Below are 17,806 nucleotides of genomic sequence, written 5' to 3'. Positions count from 1 at the left end.
CGGGCCGCCGGGCCCTACCCACCTGGACGGCCCCGGGCCGGCGTTGCCCGGTCAACGGTCGTCGCCGTCCGCCCACTCGGCCCCGGTGAGCCGGCGGTAGGCGGCGACGGCGGACTCCACGGTGGGGAAGAAGTGGGCGGGGTCGATGGTGCGGGTCAGCTCGTACCGTTCGATCTTCCGCCGCACCGGATCCTTCAGTTCGGCGAACACCAGGTGCACCCGGTCCGCGTTGAGCGCCTCGTCGAGGTCCTCCAGGACGTCGGCGGCGGTGGTGTCCACGTCCGTCATGGGCTCCGCCGCGATCACGATCCAGGTGGGGGGCGGGTCCGCGCCGGCCAGCCGCCTGATCTCGTCGGCGAAGGTCTTGGCGTTGGCGAAGAAGAGCGGTGCGTCGAACCGGTAGATCACCAGGCCCGGCAGCTGCCGGGCCCGCGGGTGGGAGCGCACGTCGTGGTAGCCCTCCAGGTCCGGCACCCGCCCGAGCACGGTGCGGTACGGCCACCACGCGCGCCGGAAGACGTTGAGGACGGAGAGGCCCACGGCGATCGCGATCCCCTGCAGCACGCCGAGCAGGGCCACGCCGGCGAAGGCCGCGCCGCACAGCAGGAACTCCGTACGGCTCTGCCGCCACAGCCGTACGGTCCCGGGGACGTCGGCCAGGGACAGCGACGCCGTGATGACGACGGCGGCGAGGGCCGGCTGGGGGAGGTCGCGGAACAGGCCCGGAGCCAGCACGAGCATCAGGACGATGAGCGCCGCTCCGACGACCCCGGTGAGCTGGGTCCTGGCGCCCGCCCGCTCCGCCACCGCCGTACGGGACCCGCTGGTGCTGACGGGGAAGCCCTGGAAGAGACCGGCCGCCAGGTTGGCCGCGCCGACGCCCGCCATCTCCTGGTTGCCGCGGACCTCCTGCCCCGTACGGGCCGCGAAGGCCGACGCGTTGGAGATCGTGTCGGCCAGCGACACCAGGGCGATGCCGGCGGCCCCGCCCAGCAGCAGCGGCAGGTCGGCGAGCCGCACGGCGGGGAGGGTGAACGGCGGGAGGCCCTCGGGCAGTTCCCCCACCAGGGCGACACCGTGCTCGCCCAGGTCGAGGGCGACGGCCGCGGCGATCGCCAGGACGACCATCACGAGGACCGCCGGGACCTTCGGCAGGAAGCGCTGCAGCACCAGGACCACGACGATCCCGCCGATGCCGACCGCGGCGGCGGCCGGCACCGCCGCCCCGTCCGCGAGGCCCCGCACGAAGCCGGCGCCCTCGCCGATCAGGCCGTCCGCGTCGACCGAGAAGCCGAGCAGCTTGGGGAGCTGACCGATGAGGATGGTGAGCGCCAGCCCGTTCATGTAGCCGATCATCGTCGGCTTGGAGATCAGATCGGCGACGAAGCCGAGCTTCGCCACCGAGGCCAGGATCATCAGGGCCGCCACCATCAGCGCGAGCACCGACGCCAGCGCCACCGCCCGGTCGGGATCCCCGCCGGCGGCCACCATGGGCAGGACGGTGGCGGCGATCATCGGCCCCAGCGACGAATCCGGTCCGAGCACCAGGATCCGGGACGGCCCGAACACCGCGTAGCCGAGCAGGCAGAGGACCGTCGTGTACAGCCCGGTGATGGCCGGCAGGCCCGCCAGCTCGGCGTACGCCATGCCCTGCGGAACCAGCAGCGTGGTCAGCACGACACCCGCCACCAGGTCCTTGACCAGCCACTCCCGCCGGTACGACGAGGCGGCCCGGACCCCGGGGACGGCCCGCACCCGGGAGACGAGCGTGCGGTGCCCGCGCGGGGTCGGCGCGGACCGTCCGCCCATCAGGTGCTCCGGGACCGCCGGGCCACGAGCTTGCCCAGCTCCCACAGGAGCAGGAGGGCGAGGGCGGCCAGCACCGCCCAGCCGAACTGCCGGGCATCGATCTCCGTCGTCCCCAGGAGCCGGCGGAAGCCGTCCATCTGGGTCGCCAGCACCGCCAGCACGAACTGGGCCAGTGCCACCCAGTTCATCTGCCGGCTGTCGAAGGTGGACGGGGTCAGCACCGACTCCGTCTCGCTGCGGCACTCGAAGGCGGCCACGATCAGACAGAGCGCGAAGGCGGTGAACGCGATGGACTGACCGGTCGCGACGCTGTCGAAGTGGGCCTTGCCGAGCGTGATGAGCCCGAGCAGGACGACGGTGATCGCCAGCCCGCCGAGTCCGACCGTGACCAGCACCGGCCGGGTGAGCACCGACTCCCCGCGCGGGCGCGGCCTGCGCCGCATCAGCCCGGGACTCTCCCGGTCGAAGCCCAGCGCGAAGCCGAAGGAGGCGTTGACGACGAAGTGGATCCACAGCACCTGCGGAGGCGTGAAGGGCTCACCGGCGGCGATGTTGAAGACCGTGGCCCCGAGGAAGGTCAGCACGAAGGTCACCAGCAGGAGCAGCACGAACCGGATGTACTTGGTGAGGTTGTCGTAGATCCTGCGGCCCTGCTCCACGGCGTAGACGATCGTGGCGAAGTTGTCGTCGGAGAGGATCATGCGTCCGGCGTTCTTCGCCACGTCCGTGCCGCTGCCCATCGCGATCCCGATGTCCGCGGACTTGATGGCGGGCGCGTCGTTGACGCCGTCCCCGGTCATCGCCACGACGTCGCCCCGCTTCTTGAGCGTGTCGGCGAGCAGCACCTTGTGCTCCGGCGCGACCCGCCCCACCACACCGATGCCGTCGATCCGGTCGAGCTGCTCCTCCTCGCTCAGGGCGGCGAAGTCGGCGCCGAGGATCGCCTCGCCCGGGATGCCGAGCTGCCGGGCGATCGCCGCACCGGTGGTGACGTCGTCCCCCGTCACCATGCGCACCCGGATGTGGCCCGCCTGGGCGTCGGCCACGGCGGCCCTGGCCTCCTCGCGGGGCGGGTCGACCATGCCGACGAGGCTGGTCATCCGCAGCTCCCTGACGTACGCGAGCAGGTCGCCCTCCGGATCGAAGCCGGCCGGATCCAGGTCCCGGGTCGCGGCGGCCATCACCCGGCGCCCCTCACCGCCCATCCGCTCGGTCTGCTCCTCGGCGCGCGCCGCCAGCGCGGCGTCCCACGGGACGGTCTCGCCCGCGGCGAGCGCGGTGGCGGCCCGAGCCACCACCGCCGGGACGGCGCCCTTGACGTGGCACCGCACGACCGGCCGTCCGGCGGCGTCGCGCGCCTCGTTGAAGGTGGCCATCAGCTTGTACCCGGGGTCGAACGGCAGCGTGGCCAGCCGGGGCAGGCCCTCCCTGGTGGCGTCGACGTCCAGCCCGGCCTTGTGCGCGAGCACCAGCAGCGCGCCCTCGGTGGGGTCGCCCACCACCTCGCCGTCCACCAGCTTCGCGTCACTGGCCACCACGTACGGCAGGATCGCGTCCTCGATGCCGGCGGAGGAGCCCGCCGCGTGGTGGACCCTCCCCGCCAGCCCGTACCCCGTGCCCGAGACGGTGTAGCGGTCGGTCGGGCTCAGCACCTCGACGGCGGTCATCTGGTTCATCGTCAGGGTGCCGGTCTTGTCGGAGTTGATCGCCGACGTGAACGCCAGGGTCTCGACCGACGGCAGTTCCTTGACGATGGCGTTCCGCCTGGCCAGGTTGAGGCTGCCGACGGACAGGATCGCCTGCGTCACGGTCGGCAGTGCCTCGGGGATGGCGGCGATGGCCAGCGAGACCGCGCTGACGAACAACACGTCCCAGGCCTGGTCCCGTTGCCGCCCCAGGGCGAACATCACGATCATGGTGAGGCCCGCGGCGGCCGTGATCCACAGCGTCAGGGTGTCGAGCTCCTTGGTGAGCGGCGGCACCTCCTTCTCCGTGGCCGACAGCATCCCGGAGATCTTGCCGAGCTCCGTGCCGGCGCCGGTCGCGGTGACGACGAGCACGCCGCTGCCGTGGGTGACCGGCGTGTTCATGAACGCCATGTTCGTCCGGTCGCCGGGCGCCGGCAGGGAGCCCGTGAGCGTCCCGGAGTCCTTCAGGGCGGGAACGCTCTCGCCGGTCAGCGCCGACTCGTCGATCTGCAGGGCGCTGGCCTCGATGATGCGCCCGTCCGCCCCCACCTGGTCCCCGGCGGAGATGAGCACGACGTCGCCGACGACGAGCCCCTCCGCGGGGATCTCGGCCTCCGAGCCGTCCCTGCGGACCCTCGCCGTGGCCTTCATCATCGACTGCAGCGCGTTCATCGCGCTCTCGGCCTTGCCCTCCTGGCGCAGGCCCACCACCGCGTTCAGCAGGGTCAGCACGAGCAGCAGGACCGCGGTGGTCCACTCCCTGATCAGCAGCGACACGGCCGCCGCGGCCAGCAGGACGATCTGCATGTAGCTGCGGTACTGCGCGAGGAACCGCCGCCAGGCCGGGACCCCCTCCTCCTCCGGCAGCGCGTTCGGTCCGTGCGCGGCCAGGAGCTCCACCGCCCGCGCGGAGGACAGACCGACCGCCGGATCGACGTCGAACGCGGCCACGACCTCTTCCGGAGCACGCGTGTACCAGCCGTCTCCCGGGGCCCGGGGCCGCTCTCCCGCAGATTCCGCCCGCACCGTCATCGTCGTGCCTCCGGCCTCAGCCGCGCTCGTTCTTCCCGCGCTCGTTCTTCCCGTGCTTCTTCCCGTGCTTCTTCTTGCCGCGCCGCCGGGAGGCGGAGTCGGCGTACGGATCGGCCGGGGCCCCGGCGGGGGCTTCCCGTTCCAGCTCGCGCCGGGTGACGAGGAGGGCCTTGCGCGCTTCTTCCCCCACGTCGGGGTACTGGGGATCGATGTCCATCAGGGTGTGCGCGAGGACCGCCGCCGCACAGATCCGCGCGAACCACTTCCGGTCCGCCGGCACGACGTACCACGGCGCCCACTTCGTGCTGGTGGCCGACAGCATCGCGGAGAACGCGTGCTGGTAGTCGTCCCAGCGGCGCCGTTCCCGGACGTCGGCGGCGGAGAACTTCCAGTTCTTCTCCGGCCGGTCGATCCGCTTGAGGAAGCGGGCGCGCTGCTCCTCCTCGGACAGGTTCAGGAAGATCTTCACCACCTTGAACCCGTTGTCCGTGAGGTAGTGCTCCCAGCGGTTGATCTCCCGGTAGCGGCGGTCCCACACGTCCGGCCCGCAGGCATCCTCGGGCAGGTGCTGCCGGACGAGGTTGTCGGGGTGCACCCGCACGACGAGGACCTCCTCGTAGTGCGAGCGGTTGAAGATGGCGATCTCGCCGCGCGCCGGCAGCCGCCGGGCGTACCTCCACAGGTAGTCGTGGTCCAGCTCCTCGGCGGAGGGCACCTTGAAGCTGCTGACCCGTACGCCCTGGGGATTGACGCCGCTCATCACGTGACGGATCGTCCCGTCCTTGCCCCCGGCGTCGATGGCCTGGAGGCACATCAGCACGCCGTACGTGTCCTGGGCGGCCAGCCGGTCCTGGTACTCGGCCAGCAACGACACCCCGACGCGGAGCAGCTCGGCGCCGTCCCGCTTCTTCAGGCCGGCCTTGAAGCGGGGATCGAAGTCCCGGTCGAGGCGTACCCGCGACCCGGGCTCCACCCGCAGCGGCTCGATGAAATCCGCGATGCGTTCGGCTCTCTCGTCCGACATCACCCATCAGTCCTTCGCTGGACCCGCGGCGCTGCGGCGGGCGGCGTCGAGCGCCGGCCCGGGACCTTCACCGTGCCGGGCGCCTCGTGCTCATTGTCTGCTCGCCCCGCCAAGATCGCCCGTCCCGCCGTCCGGTTCGCCGTCCGTCTTGCCGTCCGTCCTGCCGTCGTCCGTCCTCCCGTCGTCCTGGCGCAGTGCGGTGCGGACGCCGGTGAGGACCACGGCGATCACGCAGAGGGCGATGACGGTCTCGGCCCACAGGAAGGCGAACCAGTCCAGCACGCAGCCGATCGGGGGTGAGCCGGGTGCGGTGTTGCGGAACGCCGAGAGGGCGAACAGGGTCGCGGCCATCCAGCCGAGGGCGGGCCAGACCAGGCCCTCGCCGCGGGACGTCAGGTACCAGGTCCCGATGAGCACCGACGCCGCCAGCGCCCACATCACGACCATCATGAGCACCGCGAAGACGAGCAGGCTGCCCGACCGGACCAACTCCAGCCCCAGGGCGGCCTCCTGCGGGGAGGGCCAGGGGGTCACGGAGACGGAGAAGAGCGTGTCGTTGTTGGAGAACATCATCCGGACGGGCACCTCCTTGCCGTCCATCTGCGCCCAGAACCCGATGTCGCTCTCGTAGGCGTCGAACGGGTAGTCACCGATCGACCCACCCGTCATGACGACCTTCACGTCCTTGGCCGTGAGCCGTTCGTGCGCCCGGAACGACAGGTCGCCGACGGTCGCCTCGGTGGTCTGGAGGCTGAGGTCCCCGACCGGGGCGGTGCCGTCCTCCTCGCCGAGGGACCCGCGCGGGGTGACCCGGACCCGCAGCACCAGCTCCCTGGCCGCTGCGTCGACGCGTTGGACGGTCGCCCGCACGTCCACCCGGTCGGCCGCTCCCGATCCCACCGTGTGGACGGTGTCGATCGCCTGCCGCTCGGTGAACTGCAGCCACGACCCCACGGCCACCGCCACCACGATCAGCACCGCGATGGGCAGCAGGACCGGCAGGAGCGAAGCCCGGCGGGGGCGGGGGCGCGACCGGTCCGAGGGTGGGGCCATGGTGACTCCGGCGGCGAGGCGGGAAGGGGCGACGGACTCGTGTCCGGCTCGACGCCGCCGCCGTACGATCCTCGTCGACCGGGCCGGTGATCCGCCGCACCCGGGCGGGTGTGTCGGCGCCGACCGGCCCCGACCCGGCCCAGGGCCGCTGATCCGCTCCGCGTGCGTGGGTACGGTGCAACCGGTAGCGTCGACAAGGAGCGTTCCGCCCCAACGCTGGGGCTTGGCCCAGCAGGCCCGCCGTCGATGCCGGCAGAGGAACGAAGCCCATGCCGAAGCACACCCTCCACGCGGTGACCGCCGCGGCCGCACTGGTCTGTCTGACCGCCTTCGGCCCGACACCCGGCGGCCCGGCAGCCGGCGGTACCGCGTCACCGGACTCCCGGTCCGCCGGCCCCGGCACGGCGGCCCCGGCCCGGTTCGTGCCCGGCCCCTGCCCGAAGCCGCCCGAGCCCATCGAGGCTCTGGGCGACGCACGCTGCGGCTACCTGGAGGTTCCCGAGAACCGCTCCCGCCCGGGAGGCCGGACCATCAGACTGGCCGTCGCCGTCATTGCGGCCATCCACCCGGCGAAGCCCCCGCAGGACCCCGTGGTGTTCATGGCGGGCGGTCCCGGCGCCGACACCTTCGACGACATTCCCTTCCTCGTCGACTCCGGCCTGAACAAGGACCGCGACCTGATCATCATGGCCCAGCGCGGCAACCTCTACGACCGGCCGAACCTCGCCTGCCCGGAGGTCGACCGGTTCAACGCGCAGGCCGTCGGCCTCGGCTACGACTCGGAGCAGGCCGAACAGCTCATGCTGAAAGCCGTCAAGGACTGCCGGGACCGCCTCACGGCCCAGGGCATCGACCTGAGCGCCTACAACACCACGGAGAACGCCGCCGACTTCGCCGACCTGCGCAAGGCGCTGAAGCTGCGTCAGTGGAACGTCTACGGCTACTCGTACGGCAGCAACCTGGCCCTCACGTACCTGCGCCTGCACCCCGAGGGCATCCGCGCGTTCGCGATCGACTCGATCACGCCTCCCCAGCACGTGACCCTTCCGTGGACGTGGGCCAGCACCGCCGAGGGGATCGACAACATCATCGAGGCCTGCGCGGCGCAGCCCGCCTGCAAGGACCGCTACCCGGACTTCCGCCAGATGCTGACCGAACAGGTGCGCAGGCTCGAGGCCCACCCCCTGACGCTCAACGTCGAGCCGCCCGGCGGGGGAAAGCCGGTCACGGTCGTCCTCGACGGCGGCGCGCTCCTGAACCTGATCGTCGCCTTCTCGCCCCGGCCCGAGGACCTTCCGGCGGCGCTCGACGAGCTCGCAGCCGGAAACCCGGAGCGCTTCGCGAAGGCACGCGCGGCCGGATCGGTCCAGAAGACCGGCGAGTTCGCGCACGGACTGACGCAGTCCGTGGTGTGCGGCGAATGGGCGCCGGGGTATTCGCAGACCGACGTGCTGAACGCCGGGCGCAAGGTCTATCCCGCGTGGCCGGACACGGTCCTCGCCGAGGTGCCGCAACTTCCCTTCCAGTACCCGGCGTGCCGGATCTGGGACGTTGCGGACCGCGCGGCCGCCCAGCGGGTGCCCACGGTCAGTTCCGTGCCCGCGCTCGTCATCTCCGGCACCTTCGACGTGAAGACGGGGGCGAGCTGGGCGAAGGACGTGGCCCGCAACCTGTCCCGTTCGACCTCCGTGCTGGTCCCCGGAATCGGCCACTGGGTGGTCCCGCAGTCGCCCTGCGCGCAGAGCGTCCTGGCTTCGTTCTTCGCCCGCCCGACCGCGCCCGACACCAGCTGCGTGGACGACGTGGAGCCCAAACCGTTCACGATCATCCCCGAATGACCGGGAGGGCAGATGACCCCCGCACGTGCGCCTCGCCGTCACCGCTCCGCGGGAAGACTCCTGGCTCCGTCGTCGGCCGGCCTGGCGGCCGCCCTCCTCGTCGCCGGCCTCCTCGCGGCGCCCGCCCGGGCGCAGACCACCACCGGAGCCGGTACCGGCACCGACCCCACCCCCGGTGCGCCGAGCGGCACGGTCGCCCGGACCGTGGGTGACGCCGCCTTCGAACCGGGCCCCTGCCCGAAGACACCGGAACCGATCGAGGCCCTCGAAGGGGCCCGCTGCGGAACGCTCACCGTGCCCGAGAACCGCGGCAAGCCCGACAGCCGCTCCGTCCGGCTCGGCGTCGCGATCGTGCCGGCGGCGTCCGGCACACCGAAGGCCGACCCCATCGTCTGGCTCGCGGGCGGTCCCGGAGACGACGCGGTGGGGGAGGCGAAGATGGCGATCGACGGAGGCCTGAACCGCGACCGCGACGTGATCTTCATGTCCCAGCGCGGAACGTACTCGGCCGACCCGAACCTCCTGTGCCCCGACATCGACGAGTTCAACGCACGCGCGGTCGGCCTCCCCCACGACGCACCGGCCACCGAGCGCCTGCACGTCGAGGCCACCAAGGCCTGCCGCGACAAGCTCGCGGCCCGCGGGATCGACCTCAGCGCCTACAACGACATCGAGAGCGCCGCCGACTACGAGGACCTCCGCAAGACGCTCGGCATCGACAAGTGGAACCTCTACGGCATCTCCTACGGCACCCACCTGGCCCTGGTCTACATGCGCCTGCACCCCGAGGGACTCCGCTCGGTGGGCATCGACGGCATCCTCCCGCCGTCCAGGTCCGGTTCGGCGGCCACCTGGAGCAGCGCCAAGCAGGGATTCGACGGCCTGTTCAAGGCCTGCGCGGCCCAGCCCGCGTGCAACAAGCGCTATCCGAACCTGTCGGCCACCTTCGACAGGCTCGTCCGCCAACTGGAGGCCAAGCCGGTCACCACCACCGTCACGCTCCCCGGCAGCGACAAGCCGGTGAAGGTCGTCCTCGACGGCGGAGCCCTGGTGAACTGGATGACCTCGGCCACCCACGTGGCGCCCCAGGTGCCCGCCGCCCTCGACGAGCTGGCGAACGGCAAGCCGCAGCGGATCGCCCAGCAGTGGGCGGGCGGCAAGCTCAGCCCCCAGGCCATGGGCAGGATCGCGCACGGTCTCGTCTACGGCGTCTTCTGCAGCGAGTGGACGCCGTACGAGACCCAGGAACAGGCGCTCCGCGGCGGTCAGGAGACGTTCCCGTCCTTCCCGCCCTCGGTGCAGGCACAGGCGCCGCAGCTCACCTCCCTCCGCCCGGACTGCGACGTCTGGAACGTCCCGGCGGCGCCGCCCTCCATCCGTGACGCCACGCGCGGCGACATCCCGACCCTCGCCCTGTCGGGCGGCTTCGACTCCCAGACCGGTGCGGACAACGGCGCATACGTCGCCCGTACGCTGGGCAAGGCCAAGGCCGTCACGGTCCCGTACGAGCCGCACGTGGTGTTCGCGACGTCGAAGTGCGCGCAGGAGATCGCCGTGTCGTTCTTCGACGACCCGCAGGCCCCGGACACCGCCTGCCTGAAGGACCTGAAGGCACCGGAGTTCGAGATCGCCCCCTGATCCGGCCGTGTTCGACGGTGGCGGCAGAATCCTTTTCTCATCGTGCGGACCATACGGGTGATTCTGGACGATCTTTGAACTTTTCAGTGCCTAAGATCCACCGTTGTGACAGAGAGTCAATATGCCGCAGTCGCACAGGACTCGGCCGATGTGGTCGTCATCGGGGCCGGTCCCGCCGGCCTGGTGCTGGGGAACCTCTTACTCCGCCGCGGCATCGACTGCGTCGTCCTGGAACGCGCGGGTCGTGACGGCCTCCACAAACGCGCACGGGCCGGTTTCCTCGCCGCGAACACCGTGCGGATCCTGGCCCGCAACGGTCTGGACGCTGGGCTGCGCCGCCGCGGGCAGGAACACAGCGTGTGTGAATTCCGCACCGAGGACGGCCGCTTCCGCCTGGACTACCGCCACCTCGGCCGGGGCGAGCCCCACACCGTCTACCCCCAGCACGAACTCGTCGCCGACCTGCAGGCGCAGTTCCTGGACGCCGGGGGGACGATCCTCTTCGACACCGAGGCGGTCGCCGTGGCCGACGCCGACGGCCCGACGCCCTCGGTGACCGTACGGGACGGCGACGGGCGCCCCGTACGCTGGCGGGCCCGGTTCGTCGCCGCCTGCGACGGCCGCCACGGGGCGGGGCGGCGCTCGCTCCCGCCCGGCGCGGTCCACCGCCACCACCGCGACCACGGTGTGACCTGGCTGGGGCTGCTCGCCGAGGCACCGCCGAGCCTGGACGCCGTGGGCTACGCGCTCCACCCGAGCGGCTTCGCCGGACACATGGCCCGCTCCGCCGAGATCACCCGCTACTACCTGCAGTGCGACCGCGGGACCCGCGCCGACGCCTGGCACGAGGACCGGATCTGGGACGAACTCGCCCTGCGCATGCGCGCGGCCCAGTACGGACCCCTGCGGCGCGGCCCGTTCGTCCAGCGCACCGTCGTCGACCTGGAGTCCGACGTCCTCGAACCACTGCGCCACGGCTCGCTGTTCCTGGTGGGCGACGCCGCCGGGCTGATCAGCCCGTCCGCCGCCAAGGGCGCCAACCTCGCGGTGCTGGAAGCCGAGATCCTGGCCCACGCCCTGACCGACGCGCTGGTCCACGGCGACCCCGAGCCGCTCGACCGCTACTCGGAGCGGTGCCTGGTCCACATCTGGCGCGCGCAGGAGTTCTCGCACTGGATGGTCCGTCTCCTGCACGACGCCTCGGATCCCGGGGGAGCCTCGCTCTTCCAGGAACGTCTGCGCCACTCCCGGATCGCCTCGCTGCGCACCTCGCACACCCAGCAGGACTGGTTCGCCGAGAACTACGTCGGCATCTGACGGGCCTTCTCCCTCCTTCCCCGCTCCTCCCCGGCCCCATCCTCCCGGGGCCCGGCCGACGGCTGCCCGCGCCCACGCACGGGCCTCCTCCCTCACACACGGACACCGAATGCACTCAGAACCTCCCTTCACCATGCCCGCGACCACGATGACGGCGGCCGCCGTCGACGACGCGGGGCGGCTGAGCGCGACGGCCGCGTTCGTGCGCGAACAGGACACCTGCGACCTGCTCTCCCGGGTGCTGCCCGGCCTCGGCGGTCCCGAACTGCGGGCGCTGACGGACCAGTGCCGCTTCGCGCACGCCGCCGTCCTGGTGTTCCCGCCCGACGAGGACACGCTGCGCAGGGAACTGGCGGGGTGCGCTCTGCCCACCGACGCGCCGGCGCAGCCCAGTGTCGTCGTCCGCGAACGCCTCGCCGCCCGCCACCGCCGCGACCTCGCGGATCTTGACGTAAGGATTCTCCGTCCCGAGGTCCGCGGCCCCGCCGGAGAGCACCGGGCGGTGGAGGTCTTCGCGCTGACCGTGCCGCCCGGTTCCGCACTGTCGCCGATCGCCGCCGACGAACGCCGCCGGGAACACGAGGCGCACCTCGCCTTCGACGTCGTACGGCCCGACCCGCTGGTGCTGCGCGGGCTCCTGGCGAGCTTCGCACGGCAGGGCGCCGCCGCCGACGGCGGCGGATACAACCTGCACGAGGACGGCACCGTCTTCTACTTCACCGCCCCCGCCGACACGAAGACGGCGTACCGGCGCGTGGAGCTGTACGGGAGCGGCGACCACCGCGACGTCCTGGCCGAGCACCTCGGCGCCCATGACGCGGCGGCCGGCCCCGCAGGGGAGCACGGCGAGACGCAGCCGGCGGAAACGCTCCTGCGGCTGCTGACCGGTGCCTGGACCACCCAGGCCCTGGCCGCGTGCGCACAGCTGCGGCTGCCGGAGGCCATGGACCGCCACACCGGCACCCCCGCCGCGGAACTGGCCCGGACCGTCGGCGCCCACCCGGAGAGCCTGGCGACCCTGCTGAGGTACCTCGCCATGCTGGGCGTGGTCCGCGACGGCCCGGACGGTTTCCGCCTCACCGGCGTCGGCGCGCTCCTGGACGCCCGGGCGCCCGGCTCGATGCGGCCCCTGGCGCTGATGTACGGCGGCCCCTTCTACCAGTCCTTCGCCCACCTGGCCCACACCGTCCGCAGCGGACAGCCCGGCTTCGAGCACCTCTACGGCGAGAACCACTTCGACCACTTCGCCCGCCACCCCGAACTCGCCACCCTCTTCGACCAGTCCATGGTGTCGAGCGCCCCCATCTTCGAACCCCTCCCGGCGCACCCGGTCCTCACCGCCGCCGCCACCGCCCCCGGCCGCCCCCGCACCGTCGTCGACATCGCCGGCGGCACCGGAGAACTCCTCGGCCGCATCCTGACCGCCCACCCCACCCTGCGCGGCATCCTCCTCGAACGCCCCCAGGTGCTCGCGGCCGCCCGCACGAGGCTGGCCGCCACGCCCGTCGGCGCCCGCTGCGACTTCCGGCCGGGCGACTTCGCGGACGTCCCGCCGGGTGGCGACGTCTACGTCCTGTCCCGCGTCCTGCACGACTGGGACGACGACCGCTGCCGGAGCATCCTGCGCCACTGCGCCGACGCCATGCCCGGGCACGCCGACCTCCTCGTCGTCGAACGCCTCCTGCCGGCCGACGGCGCCGCCTCCCTCGCCACCGCGTGGGACCTCCACATGATGTGCAACACCGGCGGCCGCGAACGCACCGCCGAGCACTACGCCCGGCTGCTCGCCGACTGCGGCCTCGCACTCGTCGGCCACACCCCGCTCGCCCTCGGCGCGCACACCCTCCACGCCCGCAGAACCTGACGCCGGGAGGCCCGCCCCCGTACTCCCCCGGGAGTAGTCCCCGGACCGCACCGCCCCCGGCAGTACCTCCCGACTCGGCCTTCAGCGCGACGAATCGGCCTTCCCGCGGCGAGAGCCTGGGACCGACCGATGAGGACCGATGAGGACCGACGAAGGGAGCCCCGATGGAGGGCCGAAAGAGGATCCTCGGCTGGGGGGTGCTGGCCCTGTGGGTGATCGTGATCGCCCTCGCCGCACCTCTCGCCGGGAAGCTCGGCGACGTACAGCGTGACCGGGCGGTCGACTACCTGCCCGCGAGCGCCGACTCCACCCAGGTCGCGAAGATCACCGAGCAGCTGCCGGGCGGCGACTCGACCGACCTCGTGCTGGTCTACCACCGAGAGGGCGGACTGACATCCGAAGACAGGGCGACCGCCGCCCGGGAGGTGGGGCAGGTCGCCGCCGAACACCCGCTCACCTCCGCGCCGCAGGCCGTGCCCTCCGAGGACGGCACCACCCTGCTGTACGCCGTGTCCAGCACCGGGCCCGGCACGGACGAGGCCGCCCGGGACGCCTTCGTCCACGACGTCCGCGAGACCGTCAGCGGCGAGGTGGGCGGCCCCGGCGCCCTCGCCACGGACGCGAGCGAGGTCTACGAGTCCCTCGACGGGCCGCTCCTCTACACGACCGTCGCCGTGGTCGCCGTCCTGCTGATCCTCATCTACCGCAGCCCCTTCCTCTGGCTCGTCCCGCTGGCCGTCGCCGGGGTGGCCGACTACCTCTCCATGGCCGTCACCTACGCCCTCCACCAGGGCTTCGACATCAGCGTCTCCGGCCAGAGCACGGGCGTCATGACCATCCTCGTCTTCGGCGCGGGGACCGACTACGCCCTCCTGCTGGTCTCCCGCTACCGAGAGGAACTGCGCCGCACCCCGCACCCGTACGACGCGATGACGGCCGCCCTGCGCGGCTGCGGCCCCGCCGTCCTCGCCTCCTCCGGGACCGTCGCACTCGGCATGCTGTGCCTGCTCGCCGCCGACATGAACAGCAGCCGGGGCATGGGCCCCACGGCCGCCGTCGGCGTGCTGTGCGCACTCGTCGCGATGACGACGCTCCTGCCCGCCCTGCTCGTCGTCCTCGGCCGCCGGGTGTTCTGGCCCCTGATCCCGGCCTACGGCAGCGAGCCGAAGGCGGCTCGCCGTTCCCTCTTCGCCGCCATGGGCTCCTCGGCCGGCCGGCGCCCCCTCGCCGTACTCCTGACCGGCGCCGCCGCCCTGGCCGCCCTCGCCCTCGGCACGCTGAACCTGCCCGGGGCCCTCAAGCAGGAGGACTCCTTCAGCTCCACCCCGGAAGCGGTCGCCGCAATGAAGACGCTGGCCGCCGCGTACCCGCAGACGGGTACCCAGCCCATCACCGTCGTCGCCCCGACAGCAGCCTCCTCCGGCGTGCTGGAGACCGCGCGCTCCACCCAAGGGGTCGCGAAGGCCGAGCGGGGCCGCAGCGGAGACGGGTGGACGGAGATCTCGGTCACAGCCGCGCACCCGCCGCAGTCACCGGCCGAGACCGCCACCATCAGAGAGCTGCGCTCCGCCCTCGGCGACGGCGTGTACGTCGGCGGGCCCAGTGCCGAACAGCTCGACATGACCGACACCAACGCCCGCGACCGGGGCATCGTCGTCCCCCTCGTCATCGTCGTCGTCCTGCTCGTCCTGATCGTGCTGCTGCGCAGCCTCGTCGCACCGCTGATCCTGGTCGCCGCGGTCGTCGCCGTCTGGGGCGCGTCCCTCGGCATCGGCGGTCTCGCCTTCGAGTCCCTCTTCGGATTCGAGGGCACCGACCCGGGCCTGGCACTGCTCTCCTTCGTCTTCCTCGTCGCCCTCGGCGTCGACTACGGCATCTTCCTGATGCACCACCGGATGCGCGAGGAGTGCCTGGACGGGGCGGAACCCGGAGCCGCGGCCCTCACCGCCCTGCGCACCACGGGCGGGGTGATCGCCTCGGCGGGACTCGTCCTCGCCGCCACCTTCGCGGTCCTCGTCAACATGCCCATGGTGCAACTGGCCGGACTCGGCTTCGTGATCGCGGTCGGCGTCCTCCTCGACACCTTCCTGGTACGCACCTACCTCGTCACCAGCGCGAGCGTGCTGCTCGGCCGAAAGGTGTGGTGGCCGGGCCCGTTGGCCGACAGGGCGCCCGCCAGGGCCGGTTCGGGAGCCGGGCGGGCACCGGCACGGGTCTGATCGGGGCCGGGCGGGGGCTCCCCGGCCTGTCAGGAGCCCCCGCCCCTCGGAGAGGATGGACACCATGGACTTCGCAGCGGCCTTCACCCGCGACCCGCAGGCCGCGCCGTACCCGGTGCGGTGCGACGCGTCCGCCGCGGCCGTGTTCGCGGCCCTCGCGGCGGTCCTCGCACTGACCGTCGACGACGGCCGCGCCCCGGACGCCCTCGGCTGGGCCCTGCTGCTCGCCGCCCACGTCCCGCTGGCGTGGCGGCGCAGGGCGCCCATGCCGGTGCTGCTCGCCGTGGTCGCCTGCGTCGCCCCGTACCACGCGCTCGACTACATGCACCTGGCGCCGATACCGGCCTCGATGACCGCGCTGTACACGGTCGCGTCCACCGGCCGGCCGAAGCGGACGCTCTTCGTGGGTCTCTCGGTCACCTCCGTCACGCTGACCATGCAGCTCTTCGTCAACCCGCACGAGATGGTGGAGCTGCTGAGGGTCTCCGGCTGGGTGATCGCCATGCTGGTCTTCGGCGCCAGCATCCGGCTCTACCGGCAGCTGGTGGCGGGAGTGATGGAGCGGGCGGAGCGCGAAGCCGAACGCAAGGTCGCCGAGGAACGGCTGCGGATAGCCAGGGACCTGCACGACCTCCTCGCCCACTCGATCACGCTCATCGGCGTGCAGACGTCGGTCGCCGCGCACGTCCTGGTCGCCGATCCCGACCGGCTCGACCGGGAGGCGCTCGTCAAGGCGCTGGACGGCATCACCGAGACCTGCCGGGAAGCCCGCAGCGAGGTACGCACGACCCTGGACGTGCTGCGGGCCACCCCGGAGGGACCGCTGCCGGACCTGGCCTCGCTGCCCGATCTCGTACGGACCTCGGGCGCGGACCTCACGGTACGGACGGGAGCGGCGAAGGTCCCGGCCGCGGTGGGCGCGGCGGCGTACCGGATCGTGCAGGAGTCCCTGACCAACGCCGTACGGCACGGGTCGCCGGGCGCGGACCTGAGGGTCGACGTCGGTCTGGACGAGGACGTGCTGACGGTCCGCGTGACCAACGGCGGGACCGCCCCCGGCGGGACGGGCGGTTCCGGGTACGGGATCCTCGGGATGCGCGAGCGGGCGAGGAGCGTGGGCGGCACACTGAGCGCGGGCCCCCGCGACGGCGGGGGCTTCGAAGTCGCGGCGCAGCTGCCGCTCCCCGGCAGAGAGGTGACGGTGTGATCCGGGTCCTGCTCGCGGACGACCAGACGCTCGTCCGGGCGTCGTTCGCGATGCTCGTCGACTCGGCACCGGACATGCGGGTGGTGGGTCAGGCGGCCAACGGCAGGGAAGCGGTCGAGCTGGCCCGTTCGGCCCGGGCCGACCTGGTGGTCATGGACGTCCGGATGCCCGAACTCGACGGCATCGGGGCGACCCGGCTGATCGCCGCCGACGAGGACCTGGCCGGGGTGAAGGTGCTGGTCCTCACCACGTACGACACCGACGAGCACGTCATGCAGGCGCTACGGGCGGGCGCCTCGGGCTTCGTCGTCAAGGACATCCGCCCCGCGGAACTCCTCGCCGCGATCCGTACGGTCGCGGCCGGCGAGGCCCTGCTGTCGCCCGGCCCGACCTCCAGGCTGATAGCCCGGGCCCTGGCGCTCCCGGAAACCCCGGCGACCGGCGGCCCGGACGGCCTCTCGGACCGCGAACGCGAGGTCCTCGCACTGGTGGCCCGGGGCCTCAACAACACCGGGATCGCGGAGGCCCTGGGCCTCTCGCCCCTCACCGCGAAGACGCACGTCAGCCGGATCATGGGCAAGCTGGCCGCCCGCGACCGGGCCCAACTGGTCATCATCGCCTACGAGTCGGGCCTGGTGCGGCCAGGCGCCTGACGGCCCCTCCCGCCGCCGGGCCAGGTGCCCCGTACGATCGCCAGCCCCAGCCCCGCCCCGGACGGCGGGGTACGGGCCGGGTTGCCCCGCCAGCCGGTGTCGAACACGCGCGGCAGGTCGTCCTCGGCGATGCCGCCGCCCCGACGGCGCCGTCCACCGCCCGCCCGGAATCGGCCGCGCCGGGGCGAAAGAATATCTGTGCTCGCGCTCTGAGAATTGAGCGGATCCCGCAGGGAGATTTTCTGGCCTCCCTCCGCTGTTGCAATTCTCGGACGAACGCAACCCGCCGTGACGTGCTACTGTCGATCTCGGTTGCAGTTTTGGTACCCAAAAACTTCAGGCGTCTCCGGCCGGCCTTCGTGCCGCAGGAAGCGCTTCGTATTTCCGGGTCATTTTCCGGTGGGGCATCATCGCGGCGACACGGTGTTCGCACGGTGCGGACGCCGTTGTACTGCCCCAAAGGA

The 17,806-nt window shown here is 72.5% G+C and carries 11 protein-coding genes and 1 pseudogene; 7 read left to right on the top strand and 5 right to left on the bottom strand.

All coding sequences use genetic code 11. The annotated features are described in order from the left end of the window. Positions 1 to 51 precede the first annotated feature (51 nt). The 4 genes from IG86_RS0132595 to IG86_RS0132580 form a co-directional block, all read right to left on the bottom strand. Positions 52 to 1,809 carry a SulP family inorganic anion transporter gene (locus IG86_RS0132595; RefSeq protein WP_030831457.1) on the bottom strand — a complete coding sequence of 586 codons (1,758 nt, stop codon included), beginning with the start codon at positions 1,807 to 1,809 and terminating at the stop codon, positions 52 to 54. Beyond that, positions 1,809 to 4,529 carry a cation-translocating P-type ATPase gene (locus IG86_RS0132590; RefSeq protein ID WP_030831460.1) on the bottom strand — a complete coding sequence of 907 codons (2,721 nt, stop codon included), beginning with the start codon at positions 4,527 to 4,529 and terminating at the stop codon, positions 1,809 to 1,811. Before IG86_RS0132590 ends, IG86_RS0132595 begins: the two co-directional genes overlap by 1 nt. Before the next feature lie 16 nt (positions 4,530 to 4,545). After that, complete coding sequence (locus IG86_RS0132585; RefSeq protein ID WP_030831463.1) at positions 4,546 to 5,553, bottom strand: polyphosphate kinase 2 family protein; 1,008 nt, start codon at positions 5,551 to 5,553, stop codon at positions 4,546 to 4,548. 90 nt (positions 5,554 to 5,643) lie between these two features. Next, entirely contained in the window at positions 5,644 to 6,606 is a 963-nt protein-coding gene (locus IG86_RS0132580) for a DUF4436 family protein (RefSeq protein ID WP_078848508.1), read from the bottom strand. Positions 6,607 to 6,875: 269 nt separating this feature from the next. Here IG86_RS0132580 and IG86_RS0132575 point away from each other — a divergent pair, with 269 nt between their 5' ends. From IG86_RS0132575 to IG86_RS0132545, 7 genes are all read left to right on the top strand, one after another. Continuing rightward, positions 6,876 to 8,444 carry an alpha/beta fold hydrolase gene (locus IG86_RS0132575; RefSeq protein WP_030831471.1) on the top strand — a complete coding sequence of 523 codons (1,569 nt, stop codon included), beginning with the start codon at positions 6,876 to 6,878 and terminating at the stop codon, positions 8,442 to 8,444. 12 nt (positions 8,445 to 8,456) lie between these two features. Further along, a complete protein-coding gene (locus IG86_RS0132570) occupies positions 8,457 to 10,082 on the top strand; it encodes an alpha/beta fold hydrolase (protein ID WP_078906112.1) in 1,626 nt (541 codons plus the stop codon). A 105-nt stretch (positions 10,083 to 10,187) separates the two neighbouring features. Then, entirely contained in the window at positions 10,188 to 11,399 is a 1,212-nt protein-coding gene (locus IG86_RS0132565) for a 4-hydroxybenzoate 3-monooxygenase (protein WP_234316250.1), read from the top strand. A gap of 109 nt (positions 11,400 to 11,508) precedes the next feature. Then, entirely contained in the window at positions 11,509 to 13,263 is a 1,755-nt protein-coding gene (locus IG86_RS0132560) for a methyltransferase (RefSeq protein WP_234316251.1), read from the top strand. A 164-nt stretch (positions 13,264 to 13,427) separates the two neighbouring features. After that, positions 13,428 to 15,482: an MMPL family transporter gene (locus IG86_RS0132555; RefSeq protein ID WP_051785543.1), complete on the top strand. Its 2,055-nt coding sequence runs from the start codon at positions 13,428 to 13,430 to the stop codon at positions 15,480 to 15,482. A 64-nt stretch (positions 15,483 to 15,546) separates the two neighbouring features. Next, positions 15,547 to 16,689, top strand: a complete 1,143-nt coding sequence (locus tag IG86_RS0132550; RefSeq protein ID WP_030831486.1) for a sensor histidine kinase — start codon at positions 15,547 to 15,549, stop codon at positions 16,687 to 16,689. Next, positions 16,686 to 17,342 carry a response regulator gene (locus tag IG86_RS0132545; RefSeq protein ID WP_030831489.1) on the top strand — a complete coding sequence of 219 codons (657 nt, stop codon included), beginning with the start codon at positions 16,686 to 16,688 and terminating at the stop codon, positions 17,340 to 17,342. Before IG86_RS0132550 ends, IG86_RS0132545 begins: the two co-directional genes overlap by 4 nt. Here IG86_RS0132545 and IG86_RS45640 read toward each other — a convergent pair. Then, positions 17,309 to 17,479, bottom strand: a pseudogene (locus tag IG86_RS45640) (two-component sensor histidine kinase); the annotation flags it as partial. The gene IG86_RS0132545 and the pseudogene IG86_RS45640 sit on opposite strands and share 34 nt — an antisense overlap. Between the last annotated feature and the right edge of the window lie 327 nt (positions 17,480 to 17,806).

Source organism: Streptomyces virginiae (assembly GCF_000720455.1).
Taxonomy (GTDB): Bacteria; Actinomycetota; Actinomycetes; order Streptomycetales; family Streptomycetaceae; genus Streptomyces; species Streptomyces virginiae.
The sequence above is the reverse complement of the archived record's forward strand: the minus strand, read 5'-3'. Positions and strand labels throughout refer to the sequence as shown.